Source organism: Hydrogenovibrio thermophilus (assembly GCF_004028275.1).
Taxonomy (GTDB): domain Bacteria; phylum Pseudomonadota; class Gammaproteobacteria; order Thiomicrospirales; family Thiomicrospiraceae; genus Hydrogenovibrio; species Hydrogenovibrio thermophilus.
In genome coordinates, this window is record NZ_CP035033.1 from 641,397 (window position 1) to 661,398 (window position 20,002).

The window sequence follows — 20,002 nt, forward strand, 5'->3', positions numbered from 1 at the left end:
TCGCCCTTATTTTTAAATTTTATTATCTAGAATCAATAAGATAGCCTGCAAAAAGGCGAAAGTCTAAACGTTATTGGTGGTTTAAGGTCGCGTTATGTCAGCATCGAGCTCAGCATTACAACTTCACGACTCTCCGTTTACCGGTGGGTTGTTTATTAAAACCTACGGGTGTCAGATGAACGAATACGATTCGGATCGGATGGCGAAACTTTTGGAAAAAACCTATGGTCTGACGTTGGTGGAAACCCCGGAAGAAGCCGATATGCTGATTTTGAACACCTGCTCTGTGCGCGAAAAAGCTCAGGAAAAAGTGTTTGATGAGCTGGGGCGTTGGAAGAAGTGGAAAGCGGAAAAAAACAATCGAATCATTGCCGTCGGTGGGTGCGTTGCATCTCAGGAAGGAGACGTGATTCGCCAACGCGCACCTTTGGTGGACGTAATCTTCGGCCCTCAGACACTGCACCGTTTGCCGGCTATGATTGACGAAGCTTTGGCGTTGCGGGAAGAAACTGCGCAGAACAGCAAGCTGAAAAAACGCGCGGTCATCGATATTTCGTTTCCGGAAATCGAGAAATTCGATAACTTGGCCGCTCCGGAATCGAATGGCGTGTCGGCCTTTGTTTCGGTGATGGAAGGTTGCTCCAAATATTGTACTTTCTGTGTGGTGCCTTATACGCGTGGTGAGGAATTCAGTCGCCCGTTCGCGGATGTCATGGCCGAAGTGGAAGCGCTGGCGGAACAAGGGGTGCGTGAGGTGAATCTGCTGGGACAGAATGTGAACGCCTATCGCGGCGAAATGCCGGATGGTGATATCGCCGATTTGGCGGTGTTGATTCATGCCGTACGTGAAGTGGAAGGTATTGATCGCATTCGTTACACCACGTCCCATCCGAATGAAATGACACAAAGCTTGATTGATTGCTATGCAGAAGTGCCGGAGTTGGTGTCGCACCTGCATTTGCCGATTCAATCCGGTTCGGACCGCGTTTTGGCGATGATGAAGCGTAACCATATGGCGCTGGAATACAAAGCGACCATTCGTAAGATTCGTCAAATTCGACCAGACCTGAGCCTGTCCGGTGACTTCATTGTCGGTTTCCCTGGCGAAACCTGTGACGATTTCAAGGAAACCCTGGCGTTGGTTCAGGACATGAACTATGACCGCTCCTTTAGCTTTATTTATAGCCCTCGCCCAGGAACGCCCGCGGCCAGTTTGCCGGATGATGTTGAAGTGCATACCAAAAAACGTCGCTTGCACGCGCTGCAAACCATACTCAATGAGCAGACGGCCGCCATCAGCGAAGCCATGGTTGGCACGACACAACGTGTTTTGGTGGAACGTTTATCGCGCAACTCCGCCAGTGAAGTGTCGGGTCGTACCGAAAACAACCGGGTGGTGAATTTTGAAGGAGCGCCGGAGTTGATCGGGCAGTTTGTCGATGTGTTGATTGAAGAAGCCTACACCAATTCCTTGAAAGGAAAATTGGTGGCGACGCCCGAAGCGGACAAGTTTGAACAGCGCCAATTTTATGCGTTGTAATTCACTATCATTTTCATTATGATGAATTTTTGTAACGCTCGTTTTGCTGGTGGTTAAGCCCGTTGACAACGCTTCATACCGTACAATTTTACCTGTCGCCCGAAAACAATGATGCGCTCGCCAACCTGTGTGGTTGGCAGAGCGAACATTTGTCGCAACTGGAGTTGCGTTTGGGGGTGGAAATCAACCATCTCGGATTTCAGTTCAGTGTCACCGGTTTGGGCGATCGCATCGTCAAAGCCGAACAGTTTTTGCGCGACCTGTATGACACGGCGCAAAAAGAGGTGTTGGACCCTCCGAGGATTCACTTGGCGCTGCAATCGCTCGGGTTTGATGAAGCCAAAACCATGAGCGACGAGCAGTTACTGATCAAAACCCGTAAAAAGGTCATACGGACGCGAAACGCCAATCAGGCGAATTATATTCAGTCCGTCAAGGATTACGACGTCAGTTTCGGCATAGGCCCGGCCGGTACCGGTAAAACCTATTTGGCGGTTGCCACTGCGGTGGAAGCGCTGGAAAATGAAGAGGTGCGCCGCATCGTTCTCACGCGCCCGGCAGTGGAAGCCGGTGAAAAGCTGGGGTTCTTGCCGGGCGATTTGAATCAAAAGGTGGATCCGTATCTGCGCCCGTTGTTCGATGCCTTGTTTGAAATGTTGGGCTTCGACACCGTTGAGCGCCTGATGGAAAAGCATGTGATCGAAATCGCGCCTTTGGCCTTTATGCGCGGCCGTACTCTAAACGAGTCGTTTATTATTTTGGATGAAGCCCAAAACACCACCACCGAACAGATGAAAATGTTCCTGACCCGTATCGGTTTCGGTTCCAAGGCGGTGATTACCGGCGACATCACGCAGTGCGATTTACCGAAAAACCAAAAATCCGGTCTCAGACATGTGATTGAAGTGCTGGAAGGCGTGCCGGAAATCGGCTTCACTTTCTATCAATCCAAGGACGTGGTTCGACACAATCTGGTTCAGAAAATTGTTCAAGCTTATGATCAATTCGACAGAAGGAGTGCGGCAAAATGATACATTTGGATTTTCAGGTGGCGACCGATGAAGTCGACGAGGCCGATCTGCCAACGTACGAACAATGTCTGGAATGGGTGGATGCTGCCCTGCTGGAAGACTGGGGAATGGGCGAAACCGAATTGACGATTCGTCTGGTCGACCAGGACGAAATTCAACAGCTCAACCGCGATTATCGCGGAAAGGACAAGCCCACCAATGTGCTTTCCTTCCCGTTTGAAAATCCGCCAGGCCTGGTGGATTTGGGTGAAGAGCTACCTTATTTGGGGGATTTGGTCATCAGTGCCGCGGTGGTGGAAGCGGAAGCGGCCGAGCAGAACAAACCCATTTTGGCGCACTGGGCACACATGATTGTCCACGGTTGCTTGCATTTGCAAGGCATGGACCATCTGGATGACGACGAAGCCAATGAAATGGAAGCTTTGGAAATCGAAATTCTCAACGGTTTGGGCTTTGATAGCCCTTATGAGAAGGCTTGAGGGCGTGAGTAAGTCAATGCCTTGGCCGAATATATTTTTAATTAACGGGAGTGAAAACAACCCATGAGTGACAGTAGTAGCGGCTCTTCGTGGTTTGAAAAGCTATCAAGGCTTTTTTCAGACGAACCGGAGAGTCGGGAAGATTTGGATTCATTTTTGCAGGAAGCACAAGCGCAGGACTTGATTGATAAAGACGCGCTCTTAATGATTCAAGGGGTTTTGAACGTTTCGGAGGCGCGTGTGCGCGATGTCATGATTCCGAAAGTGCAAATGTCTTGTGTGGACGAAGCGGATGAACTGGATGTCATTCTGGAAAAAATGTTGGATGCCGCTCACTCGCGTTATCCGGTGATTTCCGCCGAAACCGACGAAGTCATCGGGATTTTGCTGGCCAAGGACGTGTTGCGTGCCGTGGTTAAGCATGAGTTGACCGATAAATCCCAGTTGGTCGAACTGTATCGTACCCCGGCCTTGGTGACGGAAAGCAAGCGTTTGAACGTCTTGCTACGGGAATTCAAAAACAGTCGCAATCACATGGCTTTGGTGGTGGACGAATACGGTGAAGTGGCCGGATTGGTCACCATTGAGGATGTTCTGGAACAAATCGTCGGTGATATTGAAGACGAACATGATGAAGACGACGACAATATTCAAAAACATTTGTCCGGTGCGTATTCCGTCATGGCCATTACGTCACTGGACGAGTTCAATAAATTCTTCAATACCGATTTTGAGGACGAGCTGCTGGAAACCATTGGCGGCATCGTCTCCAAACGTCTCGGGAAAATTCCTGCGGAAGGCGAGGTGTTTGAAATCGAAGGCTTGCAGTTTACCGTTTTCAAAGCCGATGAACGACGGGTAGAAAGCTTTTTGGTTGAAGAACGGTCGGTGTTTGATGAGGTCGAAGAAGACGCGGCCGAAGCTGAACCATCAGCCGAAACGCCTGAAAGTGTCGAATCTCAGGAGAAGTCATAGCGCCTTTCGTCTGCCGATATGAAGCGATTCTTTTCTTTTTTCAAACCCAATAAACCGATGCTCAGCGCCGTTTTGCTTGGCGCGGTGATGGTGTTCGCCCATGCACCGGTCGCCATTGCCCCGTTGGCCTTGATTTCACTGGGCGGCTTGTTCTGGCTGTGGCAAAAAGCCGAAACGCCGTTTCAATCGATGCAAATTGGTTTGGGCTTCGGGTTGGGGTATTTCGGAACGGGCGTCAGTTGGCTGATTTCCAGTATCTATCTTTATGCGGAAATGAATCTGGTGCTGTCGGTGTTGGCGGTACTGTGTTTCATACTGTTCTTGACCCTGTATTTCATTTTAGCCGGTTGGTTGGTGGCCCGTTTGAAAACGGCTCAGCGTCAAGGCTTTAACTGGGTGGTGGTCATGCCGGCCGTGTGGGTGTTTGCGGAATGGGTCAGAGCGACCTTGTTCGGCGGCTTTCCGTTTTTGATGACCGGCAATACGCATTTGATGACTTGGCTGGACGGCTATGCGCCGGTGTTCGGTGTGCTGGGCGTCAGCTGGGCAGTGGCCATTACGGCGGGCATTTTGCTTTGGTTGGTTCAGTCGCGTGCCTGGGTGGGTGCAAGTTTGGTGTTGGCCGTGCTGTGGTTGACCGGTGCCAGCTTAAAGAATGTCGAATGGGTCACGCCTAAGGAGAAACCGGTTGAGGTCGCGCTGTTGCAAGGAAATGTGCCGCAGGACGATAAATGGTTGTCGAAGGAATTCTTGCCCACACTGAAACGATATGTCGGCTTGACGAAGCAGAATCTGGATGCGGATATTGTTGTTTGGCCGGAAACGGCGGTGCCGGCTTATTATGATGTGGTGGAACGCGGTGCGTTACGGTCCTTTATTCGAGATGCGCAATTGCTGAATACCGATATTTTGCTCGGCGTTATTACGCGTGATGACAGTCACCGTGATTATTACAACGCCATCGTGAATGCACATAATCCCGAGCAGCAATATCAGAAAAAACACTTGGTGCCGTTCAGCGAGTTTTTCCCGTTTTCCAGTGTTTTACAGCCGTTGAGCGAACTGTTTAATATTCCGTTTTCCGAGTTCACGCCCGGCGCAGACGATCAGGCCCCGATGACGTTGGGCGGACATCCGGTTGGGTTATCGGTCTGTTATGAAATGGCGTTTGGTGAAGAATTGATTGATTCCGCGCGCCAAGCGGATTTCCTGATTACCGTCAGTAACGACGCTTGGTTTGCACACACGTTAGAACCGGCGCAACAGGTTCAGGACGTGCAAATGCGCGCTTTGGAACTGGGGCGTGAAATCGCCCGCAGCACCAATACCGGTTACACCATTATCGTCGGGACTAACGGGCAGTTGAAAGCGGAAATTCCACCATATGAAACCGGAGTGCTTCGCGGCGAAGTGCAGCCTTATGAAGGCGAAACGCCGTTTGTGCAGTGGCGCCAATGGCCGATTTTGATATTGTTGCTGGGCGTGATGTTGCTGTTGGTGTGGTTGAAGCTTCAAGCCCGCCCGTCGAGAAAAACGACGGCTGAAGACTGATTGGCGTCTGGCCCGGTTTTCACCAGGCCTGGTTGTTTTGGCTTATTCGGTACTCATGGCGGCGTTGATGCGTAAGCGTAAAATCATCAGTTCCGTCGGGTCGGCCAAGCTGAGGGCTTTTTCTTCCAAATACTGTTCAATGACCGGTAAATCCATGTCGATGAACTCTTCCACACCTTTATCAAAATCATTCAGATACTCGGCGATTTTGTGGATGTCGGCTTTGACGTCTTCCTGAACCTGTTCCAGTTGTTTGTCGGTCAACTGTTCAAGAACGCTTTCTTCCTGCTGGACTTTTTCCACCGCCTGACCAAGCAAATCCCAGCTTTTCATGTCGGCGCGAATCATCGATTCTTTGGCTTGTTCCAACAAGTGGCGGTAGGCGGCCAGCATTTTATTTTCGCTCATGTATCGGTCCTCTAATTTGTTATAATCATCCGCATTTCATTTATCTTTCAATCATACCAAAAAGAACGCGTGACATGACAACAGAATCCATGCCTGAATCGACAAACGATTACCAACCTCAAACACTTGAAACGGCCATTCAGAAGGTCTGGGAAGAGGAGGGTGTTTTCACCGCCACCGAAGACGATAGCCGTGAAAAATTCTACTGTCTTTCCATGTTTCCTTACCCGAGCGGTAAGTTGCACATGGGGCATGTCCGTAACTATACCATCGGTGATGTGGTTTCACGCTTTCAGCGTATGCAGGGCAAAAATGTGTTGCAGCCGATGGGCTGGGATGCGTTCGGCTTGCCGGCGGAAAATGCTGCCATGGATCATAGGGTGGCACCGGCAAAATGGACGTATCAGAACATCGATTACATGCGTAATCAGTTGAAGTCACTGGGGCTGGGCTATGACTGGGACCGTGAGGTGGCGACGTGTCATCCGGAATATTACCGCTGGGAACAATGGTTGTTCACTCGCTTGATGTCAAAAGGGTTGGTGTATCGAAAACTGTCGGTGGTGAACTGGGACCCGATCGATCAGACGGTGTTGGCCAACGAACAGGTCATCGACGGTAAAGGCTGGCGCTCGGGAGCGCCGGTGGAGCGTAAGGAAATCGCGCAATGGTTCCTGCGTATCACCGATTATGCCGAAGAATTGTTGCAGGATTTGGATCAGTTGGACGGTTGGCCGGAGCAGGTCAAAACCATGCAGAAGAACTGGATCGGTAAATCCACCGGGTTGGAAATCGAATTCCCGGTTGCGTCCGGTTTGGACGCGTCCAACGGCAATCTGAAAGTCTATACCACCCGCCCGGATACATTGATGGGGGTCACTTATGTGGCGGTCGCGGCCGACCATCCGTGGGCGCGTAAAGCCTCGTTGAACAATGAACCGCTGGAACGCTTTATTGAAGAATGCTCGCATATTTCCACCGCCGAAGCGGACATGGAAACCATGGAGAAAAAAGGCGTCGATACCGGTATCCGCGTCAAACACCCGATCACAGGTGAGGAACTGCCGGTCTGGGCGGCGAACTTTGTCTTGATGGGGTATGGAACCGGCGCGGTGATGTCGGTGCCGGCACACGATCAGCGTGATTATGAATTCGCCAAAGCATACGATTTGCCGATGAAAACCGTCATCGCACCGAAAGCGGACGAAGCCCCGGATGTCTCCGAAGCGGCTTACACCGAGAAAGGGGTGTTGATCAATTCCGGTCAATTCGACGGTTTGAAATCCAAACAAGCCTTGCATGAAATGGCGAAAGCTTTGAATGAATTGGGCTTGGGTGAAAAACAAACCAATTTCCGTTTGCGCGATTGGGGGATTTCCCGTCAGCGTTACTGGGGCTGCCCGATTCCGGTGATTTATTGCCCGGCCTGTGGAGCTTTGCCGGTGCCGGAAAAAGACCTGCCGGTGCGTTTGCCGGAAGACATTGTACCGGACGGTTCCGGTTCGCCATTGGCCAAACTCGACAGCTTTAAGCGTTGCGAGTGTCCGCAATGCGGCGGGCCGGCCAAACGGGAAACCGATACCTTCGATACCTTCTTCGAGTCGTCCTGGTATCACGCACGTTATACCTCGCGCCACACCGACGATGCGATGTTGGATAAACAAGCCGCCGATCATTGGTTGCCGGTGGATCAATACATCGGTGGCATCGAGCATGCGATTCTGCATCTGCTTTACGCACGTTTCTTCCATAAACTGATGCGTGACGAAGGGTTGGTGTCGTCCGACGAACCGTTTAAAAACCTGTTGACGCAAGGTATGGTGCTGGCGGAAAGCTGGTTCAGTCAAGACGAAAAAGGCAAACAAACCTGGTATTCGCCGTTGGATGTCGAGCCGGTTAAGGACGATAAAGGTGCGGTGATTAAAGGGCACTTGAAAAGCGACGGTACTGAAGTGCAGTACGGCGGCGTGATTAAAATGTCCAAGTCGAAAAACAACGGCATCGACCCTCAGGTGCTCATCGACCAGTACGGGGCCGATACCTTGCGACTCTACATTATGTTCGCGTCGCCGCCGGAGCAAACCCTGGAATGGTCCGATTCCGCCGTGGAAGGCGCGCATCGCTTCTTGAACCGAGTGTGGCGTTTGGTGCAAGGTCATGTGGCGCAAGGCGTCGTGGCCGCCAGTGTGGATAATGACGGATTGGATAAGGAACAGAAAGCCTTGCGCTTGAAGCTGCATGCGACCTTGCAGAAAGTGTCTGATGACATGGGGCGCCGTATGCATTTCAATACCGCCATTGCGGCGATGATGGAATTGGTGAATGATATTAGCCGTTTCAAGGACGAATCCGACGCCGGGCGTTCGGTGGTGCAGGAAGCGCTGGAAAGCCTGGTGTTGATGCTGTCGCCGATGACACCGCATATTTCGCAAGCCTTGTGGGAAGACTTGACGAAAGCTTCAGGACATGACGGTCTGGTATTGACCCAGGCCTGGCCAAAAGTGGATGAATCCGCGTTGGTGAAAGACGAAATTGAAATGATGATTCAGGTCAACGGTAAGTTGCGCGGTAAAGTGGAAGTGGCGGCGGATGCCGATAAGGACACCATCCTGGCCGCGGCCAAGGCCAACGAGCAGGCGCAAAAGTTCATCGAAGGCAAAGAAATCGTTAAGGAAATCGTAGTGCCGGGGCGCTTGGTGAACCTGGTGGTAAAAGGTTGAAGATTCGGTTTGTTTCGATTGTCGGTGAAGACAATATGGAAACGAAAAAGTGATGGAATGGAAATTGAGGAGCCGTCAAATGGCAAGTGTGTATGGTAAAAATCGCCAGGCCTGGGCGTTTTGGCACTGGCTGGTCGTCATCGGTTTGGCGTTGAGTCTGACGGCTTGCGGTTTCCATTTGAAAGGCACCGGGCCGAATGCGGTGGCCGGGTTCGAGTCCATTAAGTTCGAAAGCACCGGCGGTGTGCGCCCGGATATTTTGCGTGCTTTGAAAATGCAGTTGACGTCGACCGACGTGAAAATCGTCGAGAATGCGGCTCAAGCCGAAGTGATTTTGCGCTTTTCGCCGACCCAGTACACTACCTCGCGGACCAGTATCAGCGGCCAAGGGGATGCGGCGTCCGAGCTGATTAAAATGGCGCAGCCGATTCACGTGCAGGAAGTCGCGACGGAAAAAGACATTCTGGATACATCGGTACAGGCTTTCCGCGATCGACGGATTGATAATTCGGCGGCCTTGGCATCGAATCGTGAGTTAATGTCGATTCAGCAACAAATGGCTGCGGACATCGCATCGCAGATCATCGACCGCATTAATCGTGCGCGGGCCGAGCCAGCGAAATGATTAACGGAGAGGGATTCAGCCTATGATCATGGCGCCGGCGTTTTTAAAGCAACTGCAAACCCCGAATTTCGAGATTAAGCCGATCACGCTGATTTACGGCGAAGAGCCGTTGTATATCCGCCGTTCATTGGATGCGCTGCGCGAAGTGTTGAAGGGCCAGGAATATTGGCAGCGCGACCGTTATGAAGTGGATGCCAATTTTAAGTGGGCCGATTTGAAAATGGACACCCAGGCCGGGAGTCTGTTTGCCGAGCGTCGCATCATCGAGCTGGACATGCCGAAAGGTGCACCGGGCAAAGACGGCGGCGCCTTTATCCAGGAATGGGCCAATGCCATGCACGATACGCCGCCGGAAATCTGTCTGGTGGTGTTGTGCGAAAAGCTTGACGGTCGCCAGATGAAGTCCAAATGGGTGCAAGCCATTGAAGCCCACGGCTGGGTGGTGCAGTCCAAGCCCATTGAAGGGCCAGGCCTGGTGAAATGGTGTCAACAACGCGCCCAGGAATCGGGGCTGGCATTGGAAGACGAAGCGGCCGGTTTGCTGGCGGAACGGGTGGAAGGTAACCTGCTGGCGGCGGATCAGGAAATCGAAAAACTGGCGTTGTTTTTCCCGCCGAACACCGTCTTGACGCCACAGAACATTATTGATAATGTGGCCGATCAGGCGCATTATCAGTTGTTTTCGTTAAGCACCGCCATGCTGTACGGACGTACCCAATATGCGTTGCAAATCCTGCATCGCCTGCAACAGGAAGGACTGGAGGCGCCGGTGGTGTTGTGGCTATTGGCTAAGGATTTACGGCAGTTAATCGACATCGCCCAAAAGCAGCAAACCATGAGTTTGCCTCAGGCGTTTAAGCAACTCCGCATTTGGTCGTCGAAACAGGGGGAGTTCAGCGCGGCCTTGCAACGGCACGATCTGGTCTATTGGCAAAGCTTATTGAATGTGGCCTTGCAAGTGGATTTGACCATCAAAGGTGTGCGACCGGGCGATGAATGGCTGGGCCTGTCGGAGTTGGTTAGCCAGATTGCACGATAAGCTGTTTCGTAAGGCAAGCACGAAACCGAACATTCGCAAACGCACGATCAAATAATTGAATCAGTTGAATAAGACACTTGGAAAGGATTATGACGCAACAAATATCGGACATTAAACAGTATATGCAACAACTTGGTCAGCAAGCCAGAGGCGCTTCGCGCCAGCTGACCGTGGCGCCGACCAAGCAAAAAAACGATGCGTTGTTGAAAATCGCCACGGCGCTGGAAACCAATGCGGATACCTTGAAATCCGAAAACGCCAAGGATTTGGAACAAGGCAAAGCCAATGGGCTGGAGTCGGCGATGTTGGACCGTTTGGCCTTGACCGATAAGGTCATTGCCGGCATGGCGGAAGGCCTGCGTCAAATTGCGGCGTTGAACGATCCCATCGGTGAGATTTCCGATATGAATTATCTGCCGTCCGGCATTCAGGTCGGCAAAATGCGCGTGCCGTTGGGTGTGGTGGGCATCATCTATGAATCCCGTCCGAACGTCACCATTGACGCCGCGGCCTTGTGCTTGAAATCCGGTAACGCGGCCTTGTTGCGCGGCGGTTCCGAAGCGGCGTATTCCAACCGTGCCTTAGCCAAGTGCATCCAGGGCGCGTTGCGCGACGCCGGGTTACCGGAAGCGTCGGTGCAGGTGGTGGAAACCACTGATCGTGCGGCGGTGGGTGAAATGATTGCTATGCCGGAATTTGTCGACGTCATTATCCCGCGCGGCGGAAAAGGCTTGATCGAACGCATCAGCCAGGGCGCGAAAGTGCCGGTCATCAAACACTTGGACGGTATTTGCCATGTGTACATCGATACCGACGCCGATGCCGATAAAGCGGTGAAAGTGGCGTTCAATGCCAAAACGCATCGTTACGGGGTGTGTAATGCGATGGAAACCCTGTTGGTGGCCGAATCGCGTGCGGCGGAAATTCTGCCAGGCCTGGCGAAAATGTTCGTTGAGAAAGGCGTGGAGTTGCGTGGTTGCGAAAAAACACGCGGCTTTGTCGACATGGCGCCGGCGACTGAATCGGATTGGGCGACGGAATATTTGGACGCCATTTTATCGATTCGAGTGGTCCAGGACGTGGAAGAGGCGATGGATCACATTGCCCAGTACAGCTCGGGGCACACCGAATCCATCATTACCGAAAACCTGACCACTTCGCGCCGCTTCCTGGCGCAAGTGGATTCCAGCTCGGTGATGGTGAATGCGTCTACCCGTTTTGCCGACGGCTTCGAATACGGTTTGGGGGCGGAAATCGGCATCAGTACCGATAAGTTCCATGCCCGTGGCCCGGTGGGCCTGGAAGGCTTGACCTCGCAGAAATACATTGTCTTGGGCGACGGGACGATTCGCGAATAATTCTCGAAACTCCGCTGGCGTCGTTCAGCGGTTTTCTATCTTATTTCGCCCGTCTAGCCAAATAACCTAACAGGCATTCGCGAGCTTCGCTGATGGCGTGAAACTGTTCGGCTTCGCCTCCCTTATCCGGGTGGTGACGCTGCGAGAGTTTGCGATATTGGCGGTTCACTAAGGTCACTGTCAGCGACTCGGTGGTGTCCTGAATGTCCAGTTGCCGCTTGGCCGTCCCAAGGTCGGTTTCGCTGGCCGCCATGGCGGTATTCGCACCCTGCCCGAAATCTCGCCAGAATCCGGCGATGAGTTCAATCACATCGCTTTCCTGCGTGCTCAGAAACTCGGCATAATCCAGATAATAATCCCGCACGCCGTCTTCAACCGCTAACGCTTGTTGTGCATTTTGCCAGGCCTGGTCGGAAATGGCGGACGCCGGTGTCAATTCAATCGCCAAGGTATGAATGCTGAGTGACCCTTGGCCGTTGCGAAGCCATTTGGCTTGCAAGCGATACAGCAGGTGAAACAGTAGAAAGTGCGACTGGAACATCGCCAGCGGGTCGAGGTCGGGCGTGAACTCGGAAAATCCAGCGTCGACCAGGGCTTTCATCAGGTCGTATTCCTTGATGCCGCTCCGTTCGGAGAGCAGTTGGTATAGGGTGCTTTCCAGCTCCGCGGGGATTTCGGGAATTGTCACTTGATTGTTTGACATAATTGCTATAATAACAAAAAACGTTCAAGAGACACTTTTTTGCACATCAAACGACTCATCGGCATCAATGGCGGCACCTTTGACCCGATTCATTTCGGTCATCTGCGCCCGGCACTCGAAGTGCTCACCGCTTTGCACTTGGATGAAATGCGGTTTATCCCTGTCTATCAGCCTGTCCACCGAGATTCGCCTTCCGCGACCGCTCAGCAACGTTGCGACATGGTGCGTCTGGCGATTCAATCGCAACCCAAGTTTCAGCTCGATACCATCGAAATCGACCGCGGTGGTCCATCTTACATGGTGGATACTTTGCTCAGCCTGAAACAGAAAATGCCGGATGCAACGCTGGTGTTGATGATGGGCACGGATGCGTTTGCCAAATTTCACCGCTGGCATGACTGGCAGGGGATTCTGACGTTGGCAAACATTGTGGTGACACACCGTCCGGGCGAGCCTTTGCCAAATGACGGTGAGGTTGGGAAGATTCTACGAACCCACTGGGTCGAAACCTTGAGCGAGGATCATGGGCAGATTATCGACTTACCCATCACGCAGCTGGATTTAAGTGCCACAGCCTTGCGGGACTATTTGAAAAAAGGGGAGCCGGTGGACTACTTGATGCCGCAAAGTGTGGCAGACTATATTCGACAACATCAACTTTACCAATAAGAGGGCAGAAGTCTTTATGATGGATTTGCAGCAAATGGAAGATTTAATCGTCAGTACGCTGGAAGACAGCAAAGCACGTGATATTCAAGTGTTGGATGTCGCCGGGTTGTGTTCGTTCACCGACCGTATGGTGGTGGCGACCGGGACCTCGACCACGCACGTGAAATCAACCGGTAATGCCTTGGCGCAAGCCTTCAAGGATGCCGGCGAACCACCGATTGGTGTTGAAGCCGGACCGGAGCCGGATTGGGTCTTGGTGGATTTGGGCGGTGCCGTTGTGCACATCATGACCGAATCGGCGCGGGCGCATTATCAGTTGGAAAAACTGTGGAATATCAAGCCGGGTGAAGCCTCGGAAAAAAGTTCCGTCAATGCTTAGAGCTGACGAGCTGAATTGAATCTGTCGTGATTATCCATTTTATTGTCATCGGGCAGAAAATGCCGCGATGGGTACAGGACGGCTATGCGGAATATGCCAAACGTTTGCCGAAAGCCTGTTCGTTGAAGTTGGTCGAATTGCCCATGGCGACGCGCGGCAAAAGCGGGTCGGTGGCGCACTACAAGGCGGAAGAAGCCAAACGGATTCTGGCGGTCTTGCCCAAAGGGTGTAAGTTGGTGGTGTTGGACGAACATGGGCTGCAAACGACCACGGTGCAGTTTTCACAAAAGCTGGACGATTGGTTGGCTTCCGGACAGGACGTGGCGTTGGTCGTGGGCGGTCCTGATGGCTTGGCCCCGGAGCTGATACAGCAAGCCGAATGGAAGTGGGGCTTGTCGAAATTGACGTTGCCACATCCGCTGGTGCGCGTGCTGGTAGCGGAGCAAATTTATCGGGCCTGGTCGGTGCTGAAAAACCATCCCTATCATCGAGAGTGAAGTGTTTCTCTACGTTTGCTTTTCTTTGTTTTGATGGCACATATTGCCAACCCTAAAAACGAAAAACCGCTGGTCGGGGAAACCTGGCCAGCGGTTTTCATGTTTTTGAATGTAGGATTTTATTTAACCGGTACCGGGTTCGGGAACGTCCAAGAACCGTTCAGAATGGATTCGTGTGGTCGATAAAGTCGCACGATCAGATTCCACCCGGGCATCGTCGGTAAACAATTGGTTTGATGCTGGTCGCACTGCCCGAACCAGACGGTGAAAGAACCGTCTTTATTTGGCGTGGCCGTGATGTTGTTCAGTGAGTAAGCGTTATACGGATTTTTTTGGTAATACCCTGCTTTGTTGTACAGGCTGATGGACCAGAAGCCGTCAACAGGGACGTCTTTGACATCCAATCGATAAGGCGTTTTACCATCATTTTTTGCCGGCACAACGGTCAGGTAAATGGCGTCTTTTCGCGGGTTACCGGCCCAGCCACCGGCACTGCCCAATAAGTGCATCAATTCATCCACTTGCCCTCTCGGCCCGAACATTTTCGCGGTATTCACGCCGCCGTTGGCCAAAGAAAGATCGTTTAGCGCATCGGTCAACCGTTTTTGAGAAGCCGTGTCCCAATTCGGGATTTCAAAAGTCCCTTTTGTCGCCTGCTTTATTTGCAACTTGTCTTGAAGTGCGTGCACTTTTTTCAAGTCGGCTTGGCTGTTCGGGTTCATGAACGTACGAGCCATAAACAGGACATATCGTGTGCCAATGTCCTGACGGGTAAAGGTATAAGAACCGGGTTTGTAAATGACTTCGGGGGAGTATTGCTCTTCGTCAATGACCTGTATTGACATGAAGCGCCCGTCGGGATTGGGCATCACAACCGTGGCCGGCCCGGCGTCGAGGTCGACAATGGCAAAGGAGTAGAGGGTGTCACGGTTCATGCGAATGACGTTTTGATGGTCGATGGGCGCCGGTTCGCGGTTGTGTACGAATTTTCCCAGTGCGCCTCGTTTAACGTATTTGGCAAAATACAGGTCGCTGGTCGCCAAATTGTAATTATCTAAATGGACGGGTTTTATCGGTTTATTGGCGGCCGCGACCGGCCAGTTGATGGCCATTACCAAGAATAGCCCCATACCGATTTGGCTGAATCTCGTGAAGTTGAAAGGGTTTTTCATTCTTTGAATTCTCCATTTGTCGTGTGCATTGCCGGCATTTTGACCGCGCAAAAGTCACGGTTTTTGACTTGATATGAAGCACGACTGGCATGCAGAGGTGTTTCATTGGCATGGGATCGTCAATTCAGCGATTATTGGACCGGCTTGACGCCGGGCGGTGTCCAGCCGCCGTTTAACGCTTTGGCTTTTGGCCAGTAAAGACGCATTCCTAAGCTGAAAGCCCCTTTGGCTGGCGTCGGTAACCAGTTGGACTCTTTGTCTTTGCCTGGCGAAGTACGCTGAATGTAGAGGTCAAGCGATCCGTCTGCGTTGAATTTGAGTTTGTCCCGGTCACCGATGGCATAACGGTGGATTGGGTTGGCGGCGAACAATTGGCGTTCGTTATACATGGTTAACGACCAAAAACCATTGATGGGTGGAATGCGATCTTTGTCGAAATGCAAGACATAACGCTTGGCACTGTCCAGCGGTTTGCCGTCTTGGTCGACGTAAGTGGTGGGGTAGATTGCATCCTGTGGAACGTTGGCGCCATAGCCGCCATAAGCGACGCCCGCACGATGTAGGTAGTCGGTGCCGTAGGTGCCGATGGCCGTCATGTTGGTGCGCCAGCCGTTGGCGTAGTCGCCGGCGCTTTTCCAGGCGGCTTTGATTTGTTTCAAAGCCGTTTTAGGCGCGGCGTTCAGTGCTTGTTGTACGATTTTCGGCGCCTGGTCGAATGCGAAAGATTCACCCGGCACGATGCCGATTTGCTTCATGCGGTCAATCATCGGGTAGTCGTTGGCGTGAGGCGGGTTGGCTTTCATCATTTCCGCGAAACGGGTGAAAAAGGTTTTTGCATCCATTTTATCCAGTTGGTCGGGTGGCGCAGTCATATCCTGGTTCGGATTAACGTGGCCTTTCGGTGGGGTGTAAGGTTTGCCATAAGCGCTCAGTGGAACGGCTTTCATGCCGTTTTGGAAGGCGCGTACGGCTTTGTAGTCGGCTTTACCATTTGTCTGTGTCCGTCCAATCAGTAATCCTCTGCCGGTTGGGCTGCGGTATTCATGCACCCCCTCGGGAAGCTGTCCTTGCCAGTTTGGGCCGACAATGGCAAAGGTCAGTGCATCGTCCCCTGTCGTACGACTTCCCGGCACGGTGAAGACGTCGCTCCACATATCCAGAAATTGCAATAAATAGTAACGACCGTTGGAGGCCGGGATGCTGATCACAATCGGCTCTTTAGTGACATCGTACCCCATGGTGGTGTAGAGGGTGTCGGCGTTGGGGCGAACCACGATGGTCCAGCTGGCATCCGGGAAAACATTCATGTGACCGAACTGGTTGATTGGCGCGCTGGTCCCGGTCGGTTTGGTGACATTTTGACCGATGTCTTGGGTGATGCCGGATAAAACCAGCGGATAACCGTAGATATAAGTTTCAATCGCGATGGCATTGGCTTCTTCTGCAGTCAGTTTTTGTGAAGCATAGGTGGCTGAAAACGAACTCAGTAGCAAGCTTACAAAAGCTACTTTCATTAATGTTTGTTTCATATAACGTTCCTTTTGACAGGTGGGTACGAACAGCGTGTTGCGGCCTTTTATTTAACATTGGTTTGAATAAGTATAAATAATAATTGTTTGTAAGTAAGGGTAAAAATTATTTATAGGCGAACGTTTGACCGAAATACCAAAAATACCCAGGCCTGACCGGTGCAATAAGTCTTGTCGTCACCTTGGGCTGAGAGAGCGCAAGAATGCAGTTCTAAAAGGGCATGAATGGCTTTTCAAAAAGAGGGGAATCGGGTAGAGTTAAGCAAGTTGTCTTACCGAGTTTCAGTGAACGGGCTACGACGGCAACCCTAACAACCGCAAGCGCTTGAGGAAAAACCACCGATGCCGACCAAGAGGCCGCTAAAAACAACGCAAGGAAAACGTATTTCACTGGTATTGGGCAGTGGCGGAGCCAGGGGCCTGGCGCATATTGGCGTTATCCGTTGGTTGGAAGAGCAGGGCTATGACATTTGCTCGGTTTCCGGGTGTTCGATGGGCGCGCTGGTTGGGGGCGCTTACGCCGCCGGTAAGCTGGACGAAGTCGAAGAGTGGTTCTGCAATATCCGTAAGGTCGATATTGTCGGGCTGTTGGATATTTCCTGGCAAAAAAGCGGTTTGGTCAAAGGCGATAAAATCATGAACGCCTTGATTGAGCTGGTCGGCGACCAGATGATTGAAGATTTACCGATTGCCTATACCGCGGTGGCGACCGACATTGTTCGCCAAAAAGAGGTCTGGCTGCAATCCGGCCGTTTGTTTGATGCGATTCGAGCGTCGATTTCATTGCCGATGTTCTTCACGCCGTTTCGCTATAACGGCGTGGATTTGATTGACGGTGGCGTTCTGAATCCGGTGCCGATTGCCCCGGCATTCAGTGACCATTCCGACCGGATTATCGCGGTGAGTTTGAGCGGTGAACCGCAAGGGCACGATAAGGTGGAAACGCTGGACGATCTGCAGGCCGAAAAAACGGCTTCCGAGAAGGCGGAAGACGATGAAAGCATTTACGATAAGGTCGGCGAATGGTTGCAACCGTTTCTGAACGGCGGAGCGGAAGAGAATGCCTCGAACTTAACCGTGTATGAAGTGGCGGATTTGGCGTTTGACTCGATGCAAAACTCCATTGCCCGCCAAAAATTGGCCGCTTATCCGCCGGATCTACTTCTGGAGGTGGCCAGTGACGCTTGCGGTTCCATGGAGTTCGATCGGGCGCGGGAGATGATTGACTTGGGCTATCGGATCGCGTCGGAAAAAATGCCGGAGCACTTTAAATGACACCGCAGCCGAGGCGGTTTGCTCGTTGGCTCTTAGCCGTCGCCGTTTTTGGTGTTTTTGGCCAGGCCTGGTCAAAATCCGATGATGGTGAATACGATGCCACCTGTATTCAAATCGCCATTGAAGAACAAGCCCCGGACACGACCATTGAAGATATTCGTAATCAGTGTCGCAAATCGTCCGGTCTGGATTCGAAAAGTGCTTTGGATCAACGGGTCGAAGCCGAAAAACGCAATCAGTACAATCAATTCACCTTGCAGTTGTATCGCGCCAATTATATTTTGTTCGGTTCCTATGATTTCGCCGGCATTAATGAAAAGCCCTATCAGGGTGACAGCTCTCTGGACGGTGAGTCTTTCGAACCTTACGAGGTGAAGTTTCAAATCAGTTTAAAAGTGCCATTGGCCAATGATTTATTGGGCTTGGGCGACCATTTGTTTGTGGGGTACACCAACCGCTCTTTTTGGCAAGCTTATACTCATAATATTTCCGCGCCGTTTCGAGAAACCAACCATGAACCGGAAGTCTGGATGAGTTTTGATATGGACTGGGATGTGCTCGGGGTGCGTAATCGAATGATCGATGTCGGTTTATCGCATCAGTCGAACGGTCAGTCCGGCCAGTTGTCACGGTCTTGGAATCGGGCTTATCTGCGCTTTATTTTTGAAACGGAAAATTCGGCGTTTAGCATCAAGCCTTGGGTGCGCTTGCCGGAAAACCGAGGTGAGGATGATAACCCTGATATCACCCACTATATGGGCAATGTCGAGTTCATGGGGGTGACGCAATACGGGCAAAGCCAGTTCAGTTTAATGCTGCGCGACAACTTTGATTTTCAGGATAATAAAGGTGCGTTCGAACTGGGCTACAGTTACCCGATTCATCGCAATCTCAACCTCTATGTGCAGTGGTTTTACGGTTACGGCGAAAGCTTGATCGATTACAACTATCGGAACAATACACTCAGCATCGGGTTTCAACTGGGGCGTTGGCTATAAAATCGGCTTAGTCGGCGGTTGAAAAAATCGGCTTGCGTTAGCGTATAAAACCGATTAAAAATACACTATAAAACAATTTTTCAGGGGTAGGGTGTGGCCTATTGGTTTGAAAAAAACGATATGCGGCGGTTCCGCCGTGTGGATATTCCGGCGCGTTTATTGATTGTCCCCAGTCGGCCGACTCGAACCGGTGATGTTTTTACCTACGGTATCGATTATTTCCCGCCGTCGGTGCAAAAGCGTCTTCAACACGCTCAAAGCAAAATGCATTACTGGATTAACCACATTCAGGAACAGCAGGATATTCTGGCGCCGGTGTTTGCCGAGTTTGAGCGTTACAGTCGTTATTTCGGCGGCTGGGTGGAATCGGTTTCTCAGCAGGCGCGCAGTCCGCGCACCGAGGTAGCGAGTTGGCTGGAGTTTCACGCCTATGGGAAAGGCGTTCAGGACTTGGAAGAACTGAAAGCTCATGCGCCCAAAACCTTTCAATATTTCGACTTGCTGAATCAGAAAATGCAAGCTTACTACCGTCACTTCAGCTCGTGCCTTGAGAAATCCGATGCCAGCCAGTTTCAGATGCCGGAACCGCTGGAGAGTTATTTTGAAATCGACGGCCTGGCGAAAAACTTTGCCGCTTCGGTCAATCACGATCAAAAAGTGCCGTTGGTTCAAGCACTGTATTATCTGTATTTGTACACCTCTTATTATTTCCGGGCTTACGATGAAATGTTGAACGATTTCTCCCCTCCGGCCAGCCCGAAAGCTTGGCGGCAAAAGGAAATTAACCTCAGCGCGGGTGGCTTGTCAGTGTTGTTGGATAAGCGTTATCCGGCCAACAGTCGGTGTGCTATCCATTTGTTTTTTCCGGACACCGGCCAACGACTGGATTTCGAGGCCTCTTTTGTGCGCAGTTTCACCGCATCGCATACTCATAAAGAAACCAATGCGTTTAATTTCAATTTTCCCGACGGCCACAGTCAAAAAGTGGTGGTGTTTGAAATCGAGCGTTATGAAATTCGTAGCAGTATGGCCGTGGCGGCGTTTTAACCCAGGA

General features: G+C 51.6%; 19 protein-coding genes. 15 read left to right on the plus strand and 4 right to left on the minus strand.

All coding sequences use genetic code 11. From position 1 onward, the window contains the following. The first annotated feature begins 94 nt into the window (after positions 1-94). The 5 genes from miaB (at position 95) to lnt (ending at position 5,576) form a co-directional block, all read left to right on the plus strand. Positions 95-1,540 (plus strand): tRNA (N6-isopentenyl adenosine(37)-C2)-methylthiotransferase MiaB, encoded by a 1,446-nt coding sequence (gene miaB, locus EPV75_RS02970; protein ID WP_128384413.1) that lies wholly within the window; start codon positions 95-97, stop codon positions 1,538-1,540. A 62-nt stretch (positions 1,541-1,602) separates the two neighbouring features. Beyond that, positions 1,603-2,571: a PhoH family protein gene (locus EPV75_RS02975; protein ID WP_029939757.1), complete on the plus strand. Its 969-nt coding sequence runs from the start codon at positions 1,603-1,605 to the stop codon at positions 2,569-2,571. Next, complete coding sequence (gene ybeY / locus EPV75_RS02980; protein WP_128384414.1) at positions 2,568-3,050, plus strand: rRNA maturation RNase YbeY; 483 nt, start codon at positions 2,568-2,570, stop codon at positions 3,048-3,050. The genes EPV75_RS02975 and ybeY overlap by 4 nt, the downstream gene beginning before the upstream one ends. Positions 3,051-3,113: 63 nt before the next feature. Continuing rightward, positions 3,114-4,025 carry an HlyC/CorC family transporter gene (locus tag EPV75_RS02985; protein ID WP_128384415.1) on the plus strand — a complete coding sequence of 304 codons (912 nt, stop codon included), beginning with the start codon at positions 3,114-3,116 and terminating at the stop codon, positions 4,023-4,025. A gap of 18 nt (positions 4,026-4,043) precedes the next feature. After that, positions 4,044-5,576, plus strand: a complete 1,533-nt coding sequence (lnt, locus tag EPV75_RS02990; RefSeq protein ID WP_225972379.1) for an apolipoprotein N-acyltransferase — start codon at positions 4,044-4,046, stop codon at positions 5,574-5,576. A gap of 42 nt (positions 5,577-5,618) precedes the next feature. Here the strand turns inward: lnt and EPV75_RS02995 are convergent, their stop codons facing one another. Next, positions 5,619-5,984 carry a zinc ribbon-containing protein gene (locus EPV75_RS02995; protein WP_128384416.1) on the minus strand — a complete coding sequence of 122 codons (366 nt, stop codon included), beginning with the start codon at positions 5,982-5,984 and terminating at the stop codon, positions 5,619-5,621. A 74-nt stretch (positions 5,985-6,058) separates the two neighbouring features. Here EPV75_RS02995 and leuS point away from each other — a divergent pair, with 74 nt between their 5' ends. The 4 genes from leuS to EPV75_RS03015 all read left to right on the plus strand — a co-directional run bounded on the left by leuS (position 6,059) and on the right by EPV75_RS03015 (position 11,726). Next, positions 6,059-8,704 carry a leucine--tRNA ligase gene (leuS, locus tag EPV75_RS03000; RefSeq protein ID WP_128384417.1) on the plus strand — a complete coding sequence of 882 codons (2,646 nt, stop codon included), beginning with the start codon at positions 6,059-6,061 and terminating at the stop codon, positions 8,702-8,704. Positions 8,705-8,783: 79 nt separating this feature from the next. Further along, a complete protein-coding gene (locus EPV75_RS03005; protein ID WP_192894025.1) occupies positions 8,784-9,329 on the plus strand; it encodes an LPS-assembly lipoprotein LptE in 546 nt (181 codons plus the stop codon). A gap of 22 nt (positions 9,330-9,351) precedes the next feature. Then, a complete protein-coding gene (holA, locus tag EPV75_RS03010; RefSeq protein ID WP_128384419.1) occupies positions 9,352-10,368 on the plus strand; it encodes a DNA polymerase III subunit delta in 1,017 nt (338 codons plus the stop codon). An 89-nt stretch (positions 10,369-10,457) separates the two neighbouring features. After that, positions 10,458-11,726, plus strand: coding sequence for a glutamate-5-semialdehyde dehydrogenase (locus tag EPV75_RS03015; protein WP_068647566.1), 1,269 nt, complete (start codon positions 10,458-10,460; stop codon positions 11,724-11,726). Positions 11,727-11,766: 40 nt separating this feature from the next. Here EPV75_RS03015 and EPV75_RS03020 read toward each other — a convergent pair whose 3' ends face one another. Then, positions 11,767-12,429: a DNA-J related domain-containing protein gene (locus tag EPV75_RS03020; protein ID WP_128384420.1), complete on the minus strand. Its 663-nt coding sequence runs from the start codon at positions 12,427-12,429 to the stop codon at positions 11,767-11,769. 39 nt (positions 12,430-12,468) lie between these two features. Between EPV75_RS03020 and nadD the strand changes: the two genes are divergently transcribed. Genes nadD through rlmH form a run of 3 tightly spaced genes read left to right on the plus strand, consistent with a single transcriptional unit; the run spans position 12,469 to position 13,974 of the window. After that, positions 12,469-13,098 carry a nicotinate-nucleotide adenylyltransferase gene (nadD, locus tag EPV75_RS03025; protein ID WP_128384421.1) on the plus strand — a complete coding sequence of 210 codons (630 nt, stop codon included), beginning with the start codon at positions 12,469-12,471 and terminating at the stop codon, positions 13,096-13,098. A gap of 16 nt (positions 13,099-13,114) precedes the next feature. Beyond that, complete coding sequence (rsfS, locus tag EPV75_RS03030) at positions 13,115-13,477, plus strand: ribosome silencing factor (RefSeq protein ID WP_128384422.1); 363 nt, start codon at positions 13,115-13,117, stop codon at positions 13,475-13,477. Between the two features lie 26 nt (positions 13,478-13,503). Then, the gene (gene rlmH, locus EPV75_RS03035; protein WP_128384423.1) at positions 13,504-13,974 is read left to right on the plus strand and encodes a 23S rRNA (pseudouridine(1915)-N(3))-methyltransferase RlmH; all 471 of its coding nucleotides are present in this window, start codon (positions 13,504-13,506) and stop codon (positions 13,972-13,974) included. 119 nt (positions 13,975-14,093) lie between these two features. Here the strand turns inward: rlmH and EPV75_RS03040 are convergent, their stop codons facing one another. Further along, on the minus strand, positions 14,094-15,146 hold the full coding sequence (locus EPV75_RS03040; RefSeq protein WP_225972380.1) for a DUF1214 domain-containing protein: 1,053 nt from the start codon (positions 15,144-15,146) through the stop codon (positions 14,094-14,096). 131 nt (positions 15,147-15,277) lie between these two features. Beyond that, positions 15,278-16,675 (minus strand): DUF1254 domain-containing protein, encoded by a 1,398-nt coding sequence (locus EPV75_RS03045; RefSeq protein WP_128384424.1) that lies wholly within the window; start codon positions 16,673-16,675, stop codon positions 15,278-15,280. A gap of 342 nt (positions 16,676-17,017) precedes the next feature. On the opposite strand from EPV75_RS03045, the gene EPV75_RS03050 reads away from it, so the two are divergent. The 3 genes from EPV75_RS03050 (at position 17,018) to EPV75_RS03060 (ending at position 19,995) form a co-directional block, all read left to right on the plus strand. Continuing rightward, entirely contained in the window at positions 17,018-17,950 is a 933-nt protein-coding gene (locus EPV75_RS03050) for a patatin-like phospholipase family protein (RefSeq protein WP_128384425.1), read from the plus strand. After that, positions 17,947-18,948, plus strand: a complete 1,002-nt coding sequence (locus EPV75_RS03055) for a phospholipase A (protein ID WP_128384426.1) — start codon at positions 17,947-17,949, stop codon at positions 18,946-18,948. The genes EPV75_RS03050 and EPV75_RS03055 overlap by 4 nt, the downstream gene beginning before the upstream one ends. 120 nt (positions 18,949-19,068) lie before the next feature. Next, positions 19,069-19,995 (plus strand): hypothetical protein, encoded by a 927-nt coding sequence (locus EPV75_RS03060; protein ID WP_128384427.1) that lies wholly within the window; start codon positions 19,069-19,071, stop codon positions 19,993-19,995. Positions 19,996-20,002 lie beyond the last annotated feature (7 nt).

Coding starts and splice junctions, on each gene's coding strand:
- leuS (WP_128384417.1), top strand. CDS start 6,059: ATGACAACAGAATCCATGCCTGAATCGACAAACGATTACCAACCTCAA.
- miaB (WP_128384413.1), top strand. CDS start 95: ATGTCAGCATCGAGCTCAGCATTACAACTTCACGACTCTCCGTTTACC.
- EPV75_RS03045 (WP_128384424.1), bottom strand. CDS start 16,675: ATGAAACAAACATTAATGAAAGTAGCTTTTGTAAGCTTGCTACTGAGT.
- EPV75_RS03050 (WP_128384425.1), top strand. CDS start 17,018: ATGCCGACCAAGAGGCCGCTAAAAACAACGCAAGGAAAACGTATTTCA.
- EPV75_RS02985 (WP_128384415.1), top strand. CDS start 3,114: ATGAGTGACAGTAGTAGCGGCTCTTCGTGGTTTGAAAAGCTATCAAGG.
- EPV75_RS03005 (WP_192894025.1), top strand. CDS start 8,784: ATGGCAAGTGTGTATGGTAAAAATCGCCAGGCCTGGGCGTTTTGGCAC.
- EPV75_RS03040 (WP_225972380.1), bottom strand. CDS start 15,146: ATGAAAAACCCTTTCAACTTCACGAGATTCAGCCAAATCGGTATGGGG.
- lnt (WP_225972379.1), top strand. CDS start 4,044: ATGAAGCGATTCTTTTCTTTTTTCAAACCCAATAAACCGATGCTCAGC.
- rsfS (WP_128384422.1), top strand. CDS start 13,115: ATGATGGATTTGCAGCAAATGGAAGATTTAATCGTCAGTACGCTGGAA.
- EPV75_RS03020 (WP_128384420.1), bottom strand. CDS start 12,429: ATGTCAAACAATCAAGTGACAATTCCCGAAATCCCCGCGGAGCTGGAA.
- ybeY (WP_128384414.1), top strand. CDS start 2,568: ATGATACATTTGGATTTTCAGGTGGCGACCGATGAAGTCGACGAGGCC.
- EPV75_RS03015 (WP_068647566.1), top strand. CDS start 10,458: ATGACGCAACAAATATCGGACATTAAACAGTATATGCAACAACTTGGT.
- holA (WP_128384419.1), top strand. CDS start 9,352: ATGATCATGGCGCCGGCGTTTTTAAAGCAACTGCAAACCCCGAATTTC.
- EPV75_RS03055 (WP_128384426.1), top strand. CDS start 17,947: ATGACACCGCAGCCGAGGCGGTTTGCTCGTTGGCTCTTAGCCGTCGCC.
- EPV75_RS02995 (WP_128384416.1), bottom strand. CDS start 5,984: ATGAGCGAAAATAAAATGCTGGCCGCCTACCGCCACTTGTTGGAACAA.
- EPV75_RS03060 (WP_128384427.1), top strand. CDS start 19,069: ATGCGGCGGTTCCGCCGTGTGGATATTCCGGCGCGTTTATTGATTGTC.